The sequence below is a fragment of the Natrinema ejinorense genome (assembly GCF_002494345.1).
GTDB lineage: Archaea > Halobacteriota > Halobacteria > Halobacteriales > Natrialbaceae > Natrinema > Natrinema longum.
The window spans coordinates 3169720-3186631 of the sequence record NZ_NXNI01000001.1; the positions used below are offsets into that span (position 1 = coordinate 3169720).

Annotated in this window: 13 protein-coding genes; 6 read left to right on the forward strand and 7 right to left on the reverse strand. The window is 66.1% G+C overall.

Annotation, left to right across the window (positions count from 1 at the left end; all coding sequences use genetic code 11):
• Positions 1-24: 24 nt before the first annotated feature.
• The 3 genes from CP557_RS15730 to CP557_RS15745 all read right to left on the reverse strand — a co-directional run bounded on the left by CP557_RS15730 (position 25) and on the right by CP557_RS15745 (position 4407).
• Complete coding sequence (locus tag CP557_RS15730; RefSeq protein WP_097380774.1) at positions 25-1314, reverse strand: adenosylhomocysteinase; 1290 nt, start codon at positions 1312-1314, stop codon at positions 25-27.
• Between the two features lie 227 nt (positions 1315-1541).
• On the reverse strand, positions 1542-2954 hold the full coding sequence (locus CP557_RS15740; protein WP_245853037.1) for a calcium-binding protein: 1413 nt from the start codon (positions 2952-2954) through the stop codon (positions 1542-1544).
• A 154-nt stretch (positions 2955-3108) separates the two neighbouring features.
• Positions 3109-4407 carry an amidohydrolase gene (locus CP557_RS15745; RefSeq protein ID WP_097380775.1) on the reverse strand — a complete coding sequence of 433 codons (1299 nt, stop codon included), beginning with the start codon at positions 4405-4407 and terminating at the stop codon, positions 3109-3111.
• Positions 4408-4554: 147 nt separating this feature from the next.
• Between CP557_RS15745 and CP557_RS15750 the strand changes: the two genes are divergently transcribed.
• Both CP557_RS15750 and CP557_RS15755 read left to right on the forward strand, forming a co-directional pair.
• Positions 4555-5229, forward strand: coding sequence for a stage II sporulation protein M (locus tag CP557_RS15750; protein WP_097380776.1), 675 nt, complete (start codon positions 4555-4557; stop codon positions 5227-5229).
• A 197-nt stretch (positions 5230-5426) separates the two neighbouring features.
• Positions 5427-6350, forward strand: a complete 924-nt coding sequence (locus CP557_RS15755; RefSeq protein ID WP_097380777.1) for a DUF4382 domain-containing protein — start codon at positions 5427-5429, stop codon at positions 6348-6350.
• Between the two features lie 85 nt (positions 6351-6435).
• Here CP557_RS15755 and CP557_RS15760 read toward each other — a convergent pair whose 3' ends face one another.
• The gene (locus CP557_RS15760) at positions 6436-9027 is read right to left on the reverse strand and encodes a heavy metal translocating P-type ATPase (RefSeq protein WP_097380778.1); all 2592 of its coding nucleotides are present in this window, start codon (positions 9025-9027) and stop codon (positions 6436-6438) included.
• A gap of 84 nt (positions 9028-9111) precedes the next feature.
• On the reverse strand, positions 9112-9699 hold the full coding sequence (locus CP557_RS15765) for an AsnC family transcriptional regulator (protein ID WP_097380779.1): 588 nt from the start codon (positions 9697-9699) through the stop codon (positions 9112-9114).
• Positions 9700-9826: 127 nt separating this feature from the next.
• Here CP557_RS15765 and CP557_RS15770 point away from each other — a divergent pair, with 127 nt between their 5' ends.
• Positions 9827-10024, forward strand: coding sequence for a CopZ family metallochaperone (locus CP557_RS15770; protein ID WP_097380780.1), 198 nt, complete (start codon positions 9827-9829; stop codon positions 10022-10024).
• 124 nt (positions 10025-10148) lie between these two features.
• On the opposite strand, the gene CP557_RS15775 is transcribed toward CP557_RS15770, so the two are convergent.
• Positions 10149-11546: a permease gene (locus CP557_RS15775; RefSeq protein ID WP_097380781.1), complete on the reverse strand. Its 1398-nt coding sequence runs from the start codon at positions 11544-11546 to the stop codon at positions 10149-10151.
• 406 nt (positions 11547-11952) lie between these two features.
• Here CP557_RS15775 and CP557_RS15780 point away from each other — a divergent pair, with 406 nt between their 5' ends.
• The 3 genes from CP557_RS15780 to CP557_RS15790 are packed head-to-tail and all read left to right on the forward strand — an operon-like array spanning position 11953 to position 14443.
• Positions 11953-12321: an SHOCT domain-containing protein gene (locus CP557_RS15780; RefSeq protein WP_097380782.1), complete on the forward strand. Its 369-nt coding sequence runs from the start codon at positions 11953-11955 to the stop codon at positions 12319-12321.
• Between the two features lie 10 nt (positions 12322-12331).
• The gene (locus CP557_RS15785) at positions 12332-12976 is read left to right on the forward strand and encodes a hypothetical protein (RefSeq protein ID WP_097380783.1); all 645 of its coding nucleotides are present in this window, start codon (positions 12332-12334) and stop codon (positions 12974-12976) included.
• A gap of 6 nt (positions 12977-12982) precedes the next feature.
• Positions 12983-14443, forward strand: a complete 1461-nt coding sequence (locus tag CP557_RS15790) for an amidohydrolase family protein (RefSeq protein WP_097380784.1) — start codon at positions 12983-12985, stop codon at positions 14441-14443.
• 160 nt (positions 14444-14603) lie between these two features.
• Here CP557_RS15790 and CP557_RS15795 read toward each other — a convergent pair whose 3' ends face one another.
• A complete protein-coding gene (locus CP557_RS15795) occupies positions 14604-16871 on the reverse strand; it encodes a copper-translocating P-type ATPase (RefSeq protein WP_211290221.1) in 2268 nt (755 codons plus the stop codon).
• Between the last annotated feature and the right edge of the window lie 41 nt (positions 16872-16912).

Consider the following 16912-nt stretch of genomic DNA (forward strand, 5'->3'; position numbering starts at 1 on the left):
TCGAAACGGCGCTCCAAGAGACGCTTACGTCCCGTGGTCCCAGCTGTCCATGTAGTCGTGCTGGGTGTCGGTCAGCGAATCGAAGTCGACGCCTTCGGCCTCGAGTTTGATCTCGGCGATCTCTTTGTCGAGTTCGTCGGGAACGTCGTGGACGCCGGCGTCGTATTCGTCGCCGTTCTCGAGCATCTCGCGCACGCAGACGGCCTGAATACCGAACGACTGGTCCATGACCTCGACGGGGTGGCCAAGCGAGACGGGCGCGGCGAGGTTGACGAGTCGTCCCTCGGCGATGACGTTCAGTTTGCGACCGTCGGCCAGCTCGTAGGCCTCGACGCCGTCCCGTGCTTCGTAGCGGTCGACCGCGAGGTCGTCGAGGGCCTCGAGATCGATCTCGATGTCGAAGTGGCCGGCGTTGGCCAGCAGGACGCCGTCTTTCATCTCCTCGAAGTGCTCCTCGACGATGACGTCCCGGTTGCCCGTCGTCGTCAGGAAGACGTCGCCGACCTCGGCGGCCTCGGCCATCGGCATGACCTCGTAGCCCTCCATGTGGGCCTCGAGGGCGCGCCGGGGCTCGACTTCGGTGACGATGACGTTCGCGTTCTGGCCCGACGCCTTCTTCGCGACGCCCTTCCCGCAGTAGCCGTAGCCGGCGACGACGACGTTCTTGCCGGCCCACGAGAGGTTCGTGGTCATGGCGATCGACGCCAGCGAGGACTCGCCGGTGCCGTGGACGTTGTCGAACAGGCGCTTCATGGGCGTGTCGTTGACCGCGAAGACCGGATACTCGAGCGCCCCGTCCGCGTCCATCGCGCGCAGGCGGTGGACGCCGGTCGTGGTCTCCTCTGCCCCACCGACGATGCCGTCGATCAGTTCGGGGTAGTCCTCGTGGATCGCGGCGACGAGGTCCATCCCGTCGTCGACGGTGATCGTCGGTTCGTGTGCGATGACGGCCTCGATCGCGGCGTAGTACTCCTCGTCGTCGACGCCGCGTTTGGCGTAGCTGGTGATGTTCTCGTGCGTATCGAGCGCCGCGCTCACGTCGTCGTGCGTCGAGAGGGGGTTACAGCCCGTGACGGCGACCTCCGCGCCGCCCTCCGCGAGCGTCTCGACGAGGATCGCGGTCTTCGCCTCGACGTGCATCGCCATCCCGATGCGCTCGCCCGCGAACGGCTGCTCGGCGACGAACTCCTCGCGGACGTGCTCGCAGATCGGCATGTGTTGGGCGGCCCAGTCCATCTTCCGGCGTCCCTCCTCGCGAGCCGACTCGAGGTCGTCTAGCTGCTCGCTGATCGGGGGATACTCGGTGTCGGTCATGGATCGATTGAGTGCGAGCGTGGCAAAAACCCTACCGAAGCGACCGCGGGAGTCGAAACGGAGGGTGCGAAAGAACAGTACCGAATTCGTGGTGGTCGCTGGCGCGGATCGGGATCCAAACGCCGCGGTACACCCGTCTTCGACGCCGGCGAAGACCGTGCCTCTGACAAGCGCGGTGTCGTCGCCCGGCGTCGTCGAACGCAGGTGGACGCGGCGATCAGCAGTCGTTAGTTAGGTCCGGCGTGGTCCGGCGGGCCGCCGCCGTTTCCGTTGTTGCCGTTGTTTCCGTCGTCATCGTCGTCATCGTCGGCCTCGTCGTCGTCTTCCTCTGCCTCGTCGTCGTCATCGTCGGCCTCGTCGTCGTCATCGTCGGCCTCGTCGTCGTCTTCTTCTGCCTCGTCGTCGTCTTCTTCTGCCTCGTCGTCATCGTCGGCCTCGTCGTCGTCTTCTTCTGCCTCGTCGTCGTCATCGTCGGCCTCGTCGTCGTCATCGCTGGGCGGACCAGCGTGGGACGGTGGACCGCGTTCGTCGTCGTCTTCGTCGTCCTCGACATCGTCGCTGTCCTCGTCGTCATCGCTGGGCGGACCAGCGTGGGACGGTGGACCGCGTTCGTCGTCGTCTTCGTCGTCCTCGACATCGTCGCTGTCCTCGTCGTCATCGCTGGGCGGACCAGCGTGGGACGGTGGACCGCGTTCGTCATCGTCTTCGTCAGCCTCGTCATCGTCGTCGCTGTCCGTCTCGTTGTCGCTCGTCGAGTCCTCCTCGTCGGTCACGTTCTCGTCGGAGTCGTCGTCGGTCTCGTTGTCGACGAGATCGTCGTCGGTCTCGTTGTCGACGAGATCGTCGTCGGTCTCGTTGTCGTCATCGATCGGCGGGCCGGCGTGATCCGGTGGACCCGCGTGGTCGGGTGCGTTACCCGGGTTGTTCGCAACGACGAAATTCGCGACGGCTATTCCGCGCGGACCGTCGGATTCGTTGTTGGCATCCTCGACGAACGACGAAACGAGCGAGCCGAAGTTCGACGCGTCGTCGGTCTCGTTGCCGTCGAGTTCGTCGTCGGTCTCGTTGCCGTCGAGTTCGTCGTCGGTCTCGTTGCCGTCGAGTTCGTCGTCGGTCTCGTTGCCGTCGAGTTCGTCGTCGGTCTCGTTGCCGTCGAGTTCGTCGTCGGTCTCGTTGCCGTCGAGTTCGTCGTCGGTCTCGTTGCTGTCGGTTTCGTTCCCGTCGAGTTCGCCGTCGGTCTCGTTGCCGTCGGTCTCCTCCTCAGCGAGCTCCGTTTCCTCGATGGAGTCCTCGTCGATCGTGACTGCCGTATCGGTCACGTTACCGTCGTCGGTCGACGCGGTGATCGTCACGTTGACCGACTCGTTGGGCGCTGACAGGACGACCGTTCCGTTTTCGTCCGTCGAGTAGCTACCCTCGTCCACGTACGACTCGTTCTCGAACGCGGTTACGTCGACGGTCGCGTTCTCGATCGCGGTTTCGTTCGTTTCAACCGTGACCACGATCGCGTCGCCATCGTGGTCGAACTCCGTTGTGAGGTCGCCGTCGCCCGTCTGCGCCGCCACTGTTCCCAGTGGCGCGAGCGCGGACAGGACCATCGCGGCAACCAGTGCCATTGCGAGCAGTCGGTGATGCTTCATCCGGTCGAGACATTCACGGAATCTTGAATAAACCCCCACGGATGTTCTCGCCGTTCGCGCCACCACAAAACGCTTCGAGAATAGTTTAAAGCGTTTATCGACGGTTCTGAGTGTTTATATCTTCGGTTGATCGATCGTTCAGAACGGTGCCTGTTCAGGTGTCAACCCGTTCGACCAACGACGTCGCCGCCTCGAGCGCTCGCTCCCGAACCGCCGCTTCCTCGAGCGTCAGCACCTCGCGGTCGCGCATGAGCACCTGCCCGTCGCAGACAGTGTGGCGGACGTCGGCCGCTGTAGCCGCGTACGCGAGGTGACTCACGAGGTCGTGACGCGGCGTCAGGTGGGGTGCCTCGAGGTCGATCACCGCGAGATCGGCCGGCGCTCCCGCCTCGAGGCGACCGGACGCGAGGCCGATCGCGTCGGCGCTCCCCCGGGTCACCATGTCGACGGTCGCCTCGGCGGAGACTGCACTCGCATCGTCGGCGGCGAGTTTCCCGAGCATGGCCGCGTCGCGGGCCTCGTCGAGCATCGAGAGGTCGTTGTTCGAGGCCGCGCCGTCGGTCCCGAGGCCGACGGTGACGCCCGCGTCGAGCATCCGTTGAACGGGAGCCATCCCGCTTCCCAGTTTCATGTTCGAGGCCGGGCAGTGGATCACGCCGGTCCCGGCCTCGGCGAGGAGTTCGATCTCCCGGTCATCGACGTGGACGCCGTGAGCGATGAAGTCCTCGGGCTCGAGCATCCCCCGATCGGCGGCGTACTCGAGGGGTCGCTGGCCGTGTTCCTCGACGATCGGCGCGACCTCGTTTTCGGTCTCGTTGGCGTGATAGTGGATCGGAACGCCCGCCTCTCGCGCTTTGGGAACGAACTCCTCGAGATACTCGCTCCCGACGGTCGTCAACGAGTGGGGTTTGAACGCCGTCGAGATCCGGCCATCGGCCGCGCCGTCGTACTCGCGGGCGATCTCGAGGCTCGTGTTCGCGTCCTCGCGGGCGACCTCGTCGTCCTTCCCGACGGTGACGATGCCGTGGCCGAGCCGTGCCCGGATGCCGGCCGTCTCGACCGCGTCGGCGACCTCGGGCACGTGGAAGTACATGTCCGCAACGGCGGTCGTCCCCGACTTGATCAACTCGAGCAGGCCCAGTTGGGCACCCGCGTGGACGTCGTCGGCCGTTAGTTCCCCCTCCGCCGGCCAGATGTCCTCCTGGAGCCACGCCTCGAGGGGTTTGTCGTCGGCGTACCCCCGCAGGAGCGTCATGGCGACGTGACAGTGGCCGTTGACGAACCCCGGCATCACGAGCGAGTTCGCGGCCTCGAGCGTCTCGTCGGCGTCGTCCGCGAGGTCGGGCCCGATCTCGCGGATCTCGCCGGCGTCCTGGTCGACCAGTACGTCCGCAGCCGTCACCGTCAGGTCAGGTCGGAGGACCTGCCCGCCAGTGATCGCAAGCGTGGTCATTGGCACACAGTTCTCGTCGGGCGGCCTTATGGTGTCGATTCACCGGCGGGCGAGGCGGATGCCACGGGTCGTGACTCGAGGGAGTTCACCGGGAAGTGTGCCGAGACGAGTCACCGGATTTATATCTTCTGTCGGAGACGTATCCGTATGGACTCAGGGTTAGAGCGCGAGAGGAAGCGCCGCGAGGGAGGGTATCCACCCCACGCCGCCCTCGCAGACGCCTGGAGCGAGCACAGGCGGTACGTCGGGTTCGCTGCCGGCCTGTTCGCGTTCGGGATCGTGATCGGCGTCGTCCTCATGCTCGCCGGCTACAACCTGCTCGAGATCATCCAAGAGCTGGTCGGGGAGCCGCTCTTCCCGGATATCAGCGGTCAGAGCCGGCTCGAGCTGGCGCAATTCTTGCTCGTGAACAACACCCGTGCGTTCCTGCTGTCGATTCTGGGCGTGGTGACGCTTGGCCTCCTGACGGTCTGGGCGATGGTGTTCAACGGGGTCATCGTCGGAAATATCGGCGCGTTCATCACCAGGGACGTTGGCCTCGATTACATCCTCGTCGGGTTGCTCCCCCACGGAATCTTCGAACTGCCGGCCCTCTTCATCGCCGCCGGCGTCGGGTTCCGGTTGCTGTATCGGTTCGGCCAGCGGATTCGCGGCAGCCGAAACGCGGTCTTCACGAAGCCCTACCTCTACCGGACCGGGATCCTCGTTCTCGTCGGCTGGCTGCTGCTGGTCGTAGCCGCCTTCGTCGAAGCCTTCGTCACGCCCGCGCTGCTCGAGGCCCTGTTCGCCGAACGGCTCGAGGGGATGAGCGCAGCCACCTGACCACCACCCTATACTAGCACCTGAAAGTCATTGCATACCCGATCGCACGGCAGCGTTGCGATCAGTGTGTAAATCGTTTCAGGTGCGACGATAGCCAGCAGCGACTCCGACAGTTTCGACCAGTTTGCGAATCTGAACGGTTGTGAACGGATCCAATCGTCACCCCCTTTTTCTATGCTGACTGACCGTCACGGAACATGAACGGACGGACGATCCAGTTACTACTCGTTGCAGCCCTCGTCGCGCTCGCCGGTTGTACCGGCGGTATGGGCGGCGACCTGACGAACGGTTCGACGACCGACGATTCTTCCATCACGGACTCGAGCGACGGCGCGGGAACGGCCGCGTTCTACGTCAGCGACGAGCCGAACGCGATCGACGACTTCGAGCACCTCAACGTGACGATTACGAAGGTCGGATTCAAGAAGGCTGGCGATGGAGGCGACGGTGACTCGGACGAGTCCGACGAAGACGACACGAACGAGTCCGACGAGGAAACGAACGAGGAGACTGATGGCAACGAAACGGACGAGGAAGACGGCGAAGAGACGAACGAAAAAGAAGGCGAAGAGGGTGAGGGAGACGGCGACGCAGAGGACGAAGGATGGATCGAACACGACGTCGACGATCGCACGGTCGATCTCACCGAGCTAAAAGGCGCGAACGCGTCCATGATCGACGAGTTCGAGTTGCCGGCCGGCGACTACGAGAAGGTCTTCATCTACGTCGGCGACACCGAGGGCGTTCTGACCGACGGGACAGAGACAAGAGTGAAACTGCCGAGTAACAAGCTCCAGCTCAACTCGAAATTCACTGTCGGTGACGGCGAGCGGGTCGACTTCGTCTACGACGTTGCACCCCACAAGGCCGGCAAAAGCGGGAAGTACATCCTCAAGCCGGTGATCAGCCAGAGCGGAACGGGCGACAAGGTCGAGATCAACGATATCGACGAGGAGGATGAGGCGGACGACGAGAAAGAAGACGAGATAGAGGGCGACGAAGAAACCGAAGCAGAAGACGACGAAACGGGAGACGAAGAGGCAGAACAGACGGAAAACGAACAGCAGACCAACGAGACTGACGGGAACGAAACTACTGCGGAGATGGCTCTTCCCCGATAGTATCGGTTCGATAGATTCGACGCCACACGAGAACGTTATTTTCTGAACGAGTCACCGATCACCGAACCCTGCCGACACGCGCCGATCAGCGCCGGAGCCGACCGAACAGTTCGTAGTCGTGATCCGGCGTGTACCGACGGAACAGCAGGCTGTTCGAGAGCACCGAAACCGACGATAGTGCCATCGCGCCCGCCGCGAGCACCGGCTGGAGCAAGCCAAGCGAGGCCAGCGGAATCAGCGTCGTATTGTAGCCAAGCGCCCAGACGAGGTTCTGCTTGATCTTCGCCAGCGTGGCCTCGGAGATCCGGATCGCCTTCACCACGTCGAGCGGATCGTCGCGCATCAGGGTCACGTCGGCGGCCTCGATGGCCACGTCCGTCCCGGAGCCGATCGCCGTGCCGACGTGTGCGACGGCCAGCGCCGGCGCGTCGTTGACGCCGTCGCCGACCATCATCGCCTTGCGGCCCGTCGACTGAATGTCCTCGACGGCGTCGGCCTTGTCTTCGGGGAGAACGCCCGCCCGGACGTCGTTCGGATCGATTCCGACCCGTTCGGCGACGGCGCGGGCCGTCCGCTCGTTGTCGCCGGTGATCAGCATGACGTCGAGATCGCGTTCCTGCAGGGCCGCGACCGCCTCGGCAGAACTCTCTTTGACCGTGTCGGCGTCCGCGACCACGCCCGCGACCGCGCCGTCGACCGCGACCAGCATCGCCGTCTTGCCCTCGCGCTCGAGACGTTCCATCTCGCTCTCGGCCGGCGCGGCATCGACGCCCGCGCCCTCGAGCAACCGCCGGTTGCCGACCAGCACCGCGCGGCCTGCGACGGTCGCCCGGACGCCCTGTCCGGGGACGTTCTCGAAGTCGTCGGGGTCGGTAAGCTCGAGGCCCCGTTCCTCGGCACCCGCGACGATCGCCTGGGCGAGGGGGTGTTCGCTGTTGCGCTCGGCGCTGGCGGCCAGGCGAAGCACTGCGTCCTGGTCGAGCGATTCGCGAATCGCCAGCGCACCCCCATCGGCAGCCGCGTTACCACCGTCCGCCGCGGCCGGCTCGCCCTCGAGCGCGACGACGTCGGTCAGCGTCATCTCGCCGGTCGTCAGGGTGCCGGTCTTGTCGAAGACGACGGTGTCGACATCCTTCGCGCGCTCCAGCACGTCGCCGCCCTTGAACAGGACGCCGTTTTGCGCGCCGAGAGTACTGCCGACCATCGTCGCGGCGGGCGTCGCCAGCCCGAGCGCGCAGGGACAGGCGATGAGGACTGCGGACGCGAAGACGACGACGGCGAACTCGAACGTCGAGAGGGCGGCCGGGCCGCCGCCGACCAGTCCCCACAGCGGGAGCGCGCCGACGACGCCGGCCAGCGCGTCGGAAAAGAGGAACCAGACGAGCGCCCAGAACGCCGCGTTCAGGATGACCGCGGGGACGAAGTACGCCGAGATGCGGTCCGCGAGGTTCTGGATCTCCGGCTGCCGTGACTGGGCTTCCTTGACCGTCTGGACGATCCCCTGCAGTGCCGTGTCCTCGCCGACCTTGGTCGCCTCGACGACCAGCACGCCGTTCTCGTTGATCGTCGAGCCGATCACCTCGTCGCCGCCCTCCTTCTCGACGGGGACGGACTCGCCGGTCACCATCGACTCGTCGACCGCGGACTGGCCGTCCACGACGACGCCGTCAGTCGGGATTTTCTCGCCCGGCCGGACCTTCATCCGGTCGCCGACCGCGACGTCCTCGAGTGGAACCTCCTCCTCGGTACCGTCCTCGTCGACCAGCGTCGCCGTCTCGGCCTCCATCTCGAGGAGCTTTCGCAGGGCGTCGCCGGCCTGCCCCTTCGAACGGGCCTCGAGGTAGTTGCCCAGCGTGATGAACACGAGGATCAGAGCGGCGGTATCGAAGTAAACGTCTCCCGCGATCACGTTCAGCAAGACGACGAGGCTGTAGACGTACGCCGTCGAGGAGCCAAGCGCGATCAGGACGTCCATATTGGCGGTCCGGTTTTTGACGAGTGCAGTGTAGGAGTTCGCGAGGAACTCCCGGCCGAGCACGACGTAGACGGGCGTGGCGAGCAGGAACTCGACCCAGCCGAACCTGACGCCGAAGACTTCCTCGGGCACGTACGCGCCCCCGAGTAGGAACTTATCGGCGAGGAAGAACAGGAACGGGGCCGACAGGACGGCACCGAAGATCGTCAGCCGGAGTTGCTTGCGGATTTCGGCCTGCCGGGCCGCGTCGCGACGGTCCTGGTCCGATTCCTCGCCGCCGTCGTCGCGGACGGGCGTGTAGCCGGCCCCCTCGATCGCATCGTAGAGCGACTCGAGCGAGACGGCTCCGGGATTGTACGCGACGCTTGCCTCGTCGGTCGCGTAGTTGACCTCCGCGTCGATGACGCCCGGCACGGACTCCAGTGCCGACTCGTTCGTCTCGGCGCAGTTCGCACAGGTCATGTCCGTGATCCCGATCGAGCGACTCGCGCGGTCGGCGCTGTAGCCGGCGTCCTCGATCGTGTCGTAGATCTCGGCGAGCGACACCACCTCGGGGTCGTACTCGACCGTCCCCTCGTCGGTGGCGAAGTTGGCGCTCGCCTCCGTCACGCCGTCGAGGGACTCCAGGGCATCACTGATCGTCTGCGAGCAGTTCGCACAGCTCATGCCCCGAATGTCCAGCCGTGCAGTTCGGGTACTCATTACTGGCTAGTAGGGGCTCCCGTCTTACCCCCTTTACTGGTCACAAGTCAAACCTCAGCGAGGGTGTTTCTTTGGAATCGAAACTTAGGCACCCTCCTCGAATCGGTCGTATCGGCTCTCGAAGCGACTCTCGCAGGACGGACAGCAGAAGTGGTACACCTCGCCGTCGATGCGGGTCGATTCGCCCTCGTTGTCGACGGTGTTGCCACACTCCGCGCAGGTGAGCGCGAACGCCGTTCCGTCGAGCGAGGGCGTCCACTCGGCGTCGTCGACCAGCGTCACGTCGTACTCGACGGTCTCGACGGGAAAGAGCCCCTCGAGCCACTCGTGAACCCGCTGGATCTGCGCGCGAGCGTAGAACCAGACGTCGCCGTCGGCCGTGACGAACACGTGTTCGACCGCGTCGGCGTCCGCGACGGTCGCTTTACAGTCGTCGACCGTCTCCGCGGGCACAGTCGCTTGCACGAATATTGGGACGCCCGCCCGGAGCTGCGATTGGTCGACCGCGACAGTAAAGCGCTCGATGATCCCGGTCTCCTCGAGGCGCTCGACGCGGTCGGAGACCGCCGGTCCGGAGAGGTCGACCGCCTCGGCGATCTCGCTGTACGGTCGCCGCGCGTCGTCGCCCAGCAGTCGCAGGATTTCCATGTCGGTTTCGTCGAGATCGCGCATGGCGCTCCGTTGCGCCCGACGATCAAAGAATGTGACGGCGGTCACGTTAAAATCCAAAGTGAGCTCCGCCGTTCCGCTAGCATCGAAAGCAGTAACGCACAAAGAACGGGCACCCGTATACTCCCGTATGAGTCAGACCATTACCGTGGAAGGAATGTCCTGTGAACACTGCGAGCAGACCGTCGGCGACGCACTCGAGGACGTCGCGGGCGTCGAGTCGGTCGAGGTCGACCGCGAGGCGGACCGGGCCACCGTCGAGGGCGACGTGGAGACCCAGACACTCGTCAGCGCGGTCGACGACGCCGGCTACGACGCGTCGGCATAGCGGACACTCGAGCCGCGGGGAAACTCGTATCGCGACGGCCACTGCTGTCCAATCCGTGGGTCCGGGATCGACGCCGGAACCTGTCGGAAGACCCCCGTTTTACAGCGACTGACTGCCAGCGGCGTCAGTGATGATCGTGCGACGAGCCAGCATCCGAAACCCGTGGCGAATGCTCCGCGAAGTCCTCCGGGGCGTCCTCGAACGCCCGCTTGCAGGAATTAGAACAGAAGTGGTAGGTCTCGCCGTCGTGCGTGGCGGTCGGACCGTCGTCGTCGGTCCGCATCCCACAGACCGGATCACGGTACTCGCCGGGGGCACCGAGGCCGCGACGGTACACGTACAGGAGGAACCCGGAGAGTCCGAACGCGACGAGATTGAGGTAGAAGGTGTAGTTCACCTCGAAGTACCGCTGCTCGGTCGCCATCTCGCCGCCGGCCAGATTTGGGACGATGCCGAGCGCGTCGAAGAGCAGTTCCATGAAAAAGCCAGTAAAGGCCATCGTCACGAAGAAGACGCCGAAGATGTACAGCATGACCGTCCAGCCGTAGTACTTCCGGTAGACGTTCAACACCGGAATCGTGATGAGATCGGCGTAGACGAACGCGATGACGCCGGCGAAACTGACCCCGCCACCCCAGAGGGCGACCGCGAAGGGGACGTTCCCCATGCTCCCGACGAAGCTGATGACGGCGATCGCGACGCCCATGACCGCGTTCTCGGCGGTCACGAGCAGGCCATCACCCTCGAGGAACAGCGCGTTCCAGACCCACTGCGGGACGAACACGATGACAAAGCCCGAGATGAGAAACCCCGCGACGACGTCCGTCCAGATCATCGACCACTCCTTGCGGTACTGGTTCCCGAGTTTGTACCAGCCGCCCCACGACCGGAGATCGTCGTACCACGCGCCGCTGCTGGCCGTCTGTTGCCGATAGGTCTCGAGACAGCCCTCGGAACAGAACCGCAACGTCTCGCCGCCGTCGGTCACGATCGTGTGTTCGTCCGTCCCCTCCATGCCGCAGGTCGGGTCCGTCATTCCGCCGGCCGCACGGTCCTGACGCTCGAGTTCCGCACGGACCTCTTCGAACAGCGTCTCCGGGAGGGTCAGGCGGACGATGACGGCCATAATCGCGATGAGGACGAGTCCGCCGAGGAGTTCCGCGACGAGGAACTCCCATCCCAGCAGGAGCAGGATCATCAATCCGAGTTCGACGATGAGGTTCGTCGACGCGAACATGAACGCGAGGAAATTGACCGCGTGCGCGCCCTTCGCGAACAGGCCCTTGCCGATTGCGACGGCACCGAAGCTACAGCCGCTACTCGCCGCGCCGAACGCCGTCGCCTTCGTCAGACTCGAGAGGTCGCTCTCCCCGAGCACGCGTGCCATTCGCTCCTTCGAGACGTAGACCTGCACGAGACTCGTAATCGCGAGCCCCATAATGATCGCCCACGCGGCCGTCCAGAGGAAGCCGACGCCGATCCGGAGCGACTCGAGGACGCCCTGGACGAGTGCTGGTTCCATGTCTAAGACGTCGGGCGAATCGGCTATTGCGATTTCCCTTGGAAAACCGGTGGGGTTCCCGGTCCGAAACGACGGAGTCGAAAGCGGTCGCCGAACCGCGCTTCGGTGGCACGGTACCGACCGCCCGTCGGCGTCTCAGCGACCCGTTTCGGGAATCTAAGCGGCGATGTCCGGACCACCAGCATCGCCCCTTTGGGGCCGCCTCGCTTCGAAACCCCGATCGGGCGGTGAACGCCACACCGCGACATCGACGAATCGCGGTTCGAACGCGCCAGTGGCCGGCAATAGGACTGTGAAAGTCGAAGTGAATCGACGTTCAAACATTGAATGTTAAGGGAGAACCGCATTGAGTCACAAGCCCGTATCCCTAGCCGGAGACGGACCGTTCCGTCACCGGTGAAATCTCATGGCAACCGACACACGCGACACGCGACTCGCCACGATCGTCCTCGTCGCCATCGGTGCCCTCGTGGTACTGCCGATGGCGTTCATGGGGGTCGGAACGATGGGATTCGGCCCGATGATGGGGGGGCCGTGGGGCCACGGCATGTGGGGCGGCGGAACGGTACCCGGCTGGCTGCCGCTCGTAGCCGTCCTGGTGCAGCTCCTGTTCGTCGCCGCCGTCGTCGGCGGCGGCTACCTCGTCTTCCGGGCGATCGCCGGTGCGGACGGCACCGACCGGGCGCTCGAGGAACTACGGGCGGCGTACGCTCGCGGCGAACTGAGCGACGAGGAGTACGAACAGCGGCGAAACGCGCTCGAACGGAACGAGTAATCGGGGGCCGATGTCCAGCACTAGCACGGCGGTCGCCGGCTCCGGTCGGCGCACGGTCCCGCGGTGGCTCGAGCGGTATACGAGGTTCGGACTCGTCGGGCTCGTCATCGGGACGGGGCTCTGTCTCGCGGCGCTCGTGACGAACCCGGTCCCCGACCCGTCGTTTCCGTGGCTGACGCTACCGCCGTCGCTCCGGCTTCCGATCGAACAGCCCCGCATCGAACACTGGCCGGTCAGCTACACGGTCGGGATCTGGCTGTGGATCGGCTGTTTCCCGGCGCTCTTTCCCGCCGGCTACCGGCGGTGGGGCTCGCGGCTCCGACGCGGGGCCGACCTGTGGCTCGTCGGCCTCCCGACGCTCGCGATGATCGGGTGGACGACCTACTGCCGGTTCTTCTGGCCGAAACTCGAGCCCGCGACGTGGAACGCGCCGTCGTACACGCTGGTCTGTTGGCTGTACTGTTCGTCCTCCGACCCGCTCTGGAGCAACGCCGCCTACGCCGTGGCACTGCTCGGGCTCGGGGCGACGGCGCTCGCGATTCGACGCCACGGGCTCGCGCCGCTCGCCCTCGTCGCGTTCGGACTGCTCGCGTTCCCGCTCGGACTGCCCGCGCTCGCCGAAGGGTATCGACGAACGACCGCCACACTGCACTGACGACACATGACGGACATCGCCATTCGCGACGCGATCGTACTCACGGCCGACGAGGAGAACCGACTGTTCGAACGCGGCACGATCGAGATCGAGGACGGCGTCATCACGGCCGTTCGCTCCGCTCGAGCCGACGACACCGCGATCGACGCCGACCGGGTCATCGACGGCAGCGACAGCTTGGCGCTGCCGGGGCTGATCAACGCCCATACACACCTCGAGCTGACGCCGCTGATCGGCGCGTTCAGTGACCTCGAACTGACCGAGTTGCTGGCGGCCATGACGGCCGTCTACGAGCGCATCGCGGACGGGGAGTTCGACTACCTGCTCGAGGCGGGGTACGAACTCGCCGCGTACAACTTCCTCGCGGGCGGTGTCACGACCGTCAACACGATGGACGTCCGGCCGCGCGTCGGCGCGGAGACGTTCGGCGAGGCCGGCCTCCGTGGAGTCTTCGGCCCGGCGCTGAGCGACCTCTTCTGGGACCGGTCGGTCGACGAGCAGTTCGCCCGCGCCCGACGGTTCATCGAGGACTATCACGGGACCTACGACGGTCGGATCCGGGCGGCGATCTGCCCGCACGACGACTGGTCGTGTACCCGCGACCTCTGGGAGCGGGCCGCCGCCCTCGCCGCGGAGTACCCGGATCTGCCCGTCCACACGCACCTGCTCGAACTCGAGGCGAGCGACGCGATGGCGCGGTCGAACGGGGCCGCGGACTCGCTGTCGCTGCTCGAGGAGGTCGGACTGCTCGACGACCGATTAGTGGCCGCCCACTTCCGGGTCGCCGACCGGGACGACGTCCGTCGGACCGCCGCGGCCGACGCCGGCGTGGTCCACTGTCCGTCGGTCTTCGCCTACTGGAACCCCGACCCGGAGCTCCAGTGGACCCCGGTTCCCGAACTCCGGGCGGCCGGCGTCGACATCGGGCTGGGAATCGACGACCACTACTGGCACGACTCCTACGACCTGTTCGGCGAGGCCCGGCAGGCCCGCCTCGCGGCGTCCCTCGAGGGGACGGGGCGGCTCTCGTCGATGGAGTTGGTCCGGCTGCTGACGATCGAAGGGGCGCGTGCGCTGGGCGTCGGCGACGAACTCGGCAGCCTCGCGGTCGGAAAGCGGGCCGACATCGTCCTGCTCGCGGTCGACACGCCGAAGTTCGCGCCCCTGACGAACGTCCCCGCCCGCATCGCCAACAGCGCCGGTGCCGGCGACGTCGAGACGGTCCTCGTCGACGGCGAGATCGTCGTCGAGGACGGCCGCGTCGAGACGATGGACGCCGACGACGTCCGACTCCGGGTCGAACGCGCGGTCGAGCGGTTCGCCGACGAGACCGGCTGGGACCTCCACGCCGGCGGCGGCGAGCCGCCGGGCCCCATCGAACTGGCTCGCGACCTGCCCAAACGGGGACCGGCGCGGTTGTTGAGCCGGCTCGCGCTCGAGTCGATTCGGGCGGAGTTCCCGGGCTGACCGCGTTCGTTCGGTCCTGATGGAACCGCCTCGGACGCGAGAGCGGCCCGTCGGGAGCGCGAGCAGCCGCGGTCCGCGGCCTCGAACCGCCGGTAGCCGACGACGGGGACGAGTCCCCACGCGACCAACACGACGACCGAGAACCAGTCCGATCGGCGAGTCAGTCCGCCGATTGCGGGTCCCCGGACACGGGGACTCCCGGCAGACTCGGTACCGAGAGATCCACGCGCCGGAGGAACTGCGCGTTGATCGCGACGATCACCGTGCTGAGCGACATGAGCAGCGCGCCGAGGGCCGGCGAGAGGAGGATGCCGATCGGCGCGAGGATCCCGGCAGCCAGCGGAAGCGCGAAGACGTTGTATCCCGCGGCCCAGACGAGGTTCTGTTGCATCTTCCGGTAGCTCGCCCGGCTGAGTGTGACGAGCCGAACCACGTCCATCGGATTGTTCTGGACGAGGATGATGTCCGCCGACTGGACGGCGACGTCCGTCCCGCTGCCGATCGCGATGCCGATGTCGGCCCTGGTGAGCGCCGGCGCGTCGTTGACGCCGTCGCCGACCATCGCGACCGACTTGCCCTGTTCCTGTAATTCGGTGATCGTCTCGTCTTTGTCCTCGGGCAACACCTCGGCGAAGACGGTGTCGATCCCGAGATCGGCCGCGACCGCACGGGCGACGTCTTCCGAATCGCCGGTCAACATCGCCACCTCGAGCCCGAGTTCGTGGAGCGCGTCGACGACGCGATAGCTCTCCTCGCGGATCACGTCCGCCAGAGCGAAGGCGGCGACGGGTTCGCCATCGCGAACGAGATAGACGACGGTTTGCGCGTTCTCGCCGGCCCGGTCGGCGAAGCGCTCGAGCTCCGGCGGGACGTCGCCCTCGAGTTCCGAGAGCAGGTTCGGGCCGCCGACGTGGATCCGTTCACCATCCACTGTCGCGCGAACCCCGCGCCCCTTTAGCGCCTCGAACCCCGTGGCGGATCCCCTCGAGACGCCGCGCTCGTCGGCCGCTTCGCGAACCGCTCGAGCGATCATGTGTTCGGAGTCCCCCTCGACGGTCGCGGCGAGCCCCAGGGCGTCCTCCTCGGAGACGCCGTCGACGGTCTCGATATCGACTACGCCCTGCTCGCCCTCGGTGAGCGTCCCGGTCTTGTCGAAGACGACGGTGTCGAGGGTCCGGGCCTGTTCCATCGCAATTCGGTCTCGGACGAGCATCCCGTTGCGCGCGGCCAGCGAGGTGTTGATCGCGACCACCAGCGGAATCGCTAGCCCGAGCGCGTGCGGACAGGCGATGACGAGGACGGTGACGACCCGTTCGATCACCGTCGAATCGAACCCCGTCGCGACCGTCCACGCGATCGCCGTGACGACGGCCGCGCCGAGGGCGACGTAGAAGAGCCACCCCGCAGCCCGGTCGGCCAGCATCTGCGTTTGCGACTTGCTCTCTTGTGCCTCCTCGACGAGGCGCATGATCCCCGCCAGCGTCGTCTCCTCGCCCGTCGCGCTGATTCGGACCCGGAGGCTGCCGTCGCCGTTGACCGTCCCGCCGATCACCTCGTCGCCGGGCTCCTTCCCGACGGGCGTCGACTCGCCGGTGATCATCGACTCGTCGACGTCCGACTCGCCCTCTTCGAGGACGCCGTCGGCGGGCACGCTCGCGCCGGGCCGGACGAGGACGAGGTCCCCCTCCTCGAGTTCGCTCGCCGGGACCTCCTCAGTCTCGCCGTCGTCGGTGATCCGTTCGGCCGTATCCGGCATGAGCTGGGCCAGCTCGTCGAGCGCGCTCGAGGCCCGGCGGACGCTGCGCATCTCGATCCAGTGGCCCAGCAGCATGATGTCGATCAGCGTGACGAGTTCCCAGAAGAACGCCGACTGGGTGGGAACGACGACGCTCGCGAGGCTGTAGACGAACGCGACGGTGATCGCCATCGAGATGAGCGTCATCATCCCCGGCGTCCGATCGCGCAGTTCCGGCCCAGCCATCCGGAGGAAGGGAACGCCACCGTAGGCGAAGACGATCACTGCGAAGACGGGGTTGATCCACTCGCTGCCGGGGAACGCCGGCACGGAAAAGCCGAGCCACTCCTGAAGCGTCTCGCTGTAGAGGAGGACGGGGATCGAGAGCAGCGTCGAGACGAAAAACCGCCGCCGGAACATCGTTTCGTGGCCGGCGTGCATGCCGCCGTCGCCGTGGTCGCCACCGTGACCGTTATCACCGCCGCCCTCGTGGCCGCCGTGATCGTGACCGCCCGTTCCGGTGTGGTCGCCCCCGTGCTCCTGCCGATCGCGAATCTCGTCGCGTCCTCGTTCGGCATCGTCGGCCTCGTCCTCGAGCAGCGACTCCTCGACCCGGTCCGACCGGTTACCGTCGCCTCCAGCGGTATCCGCCGGCTCCGGATCGGCCTCGGTTCGGCGGTCGTGATCGTCCATCGGTCAGTTCCCGTCGGCCGATACGCGATCGAACACCAAGA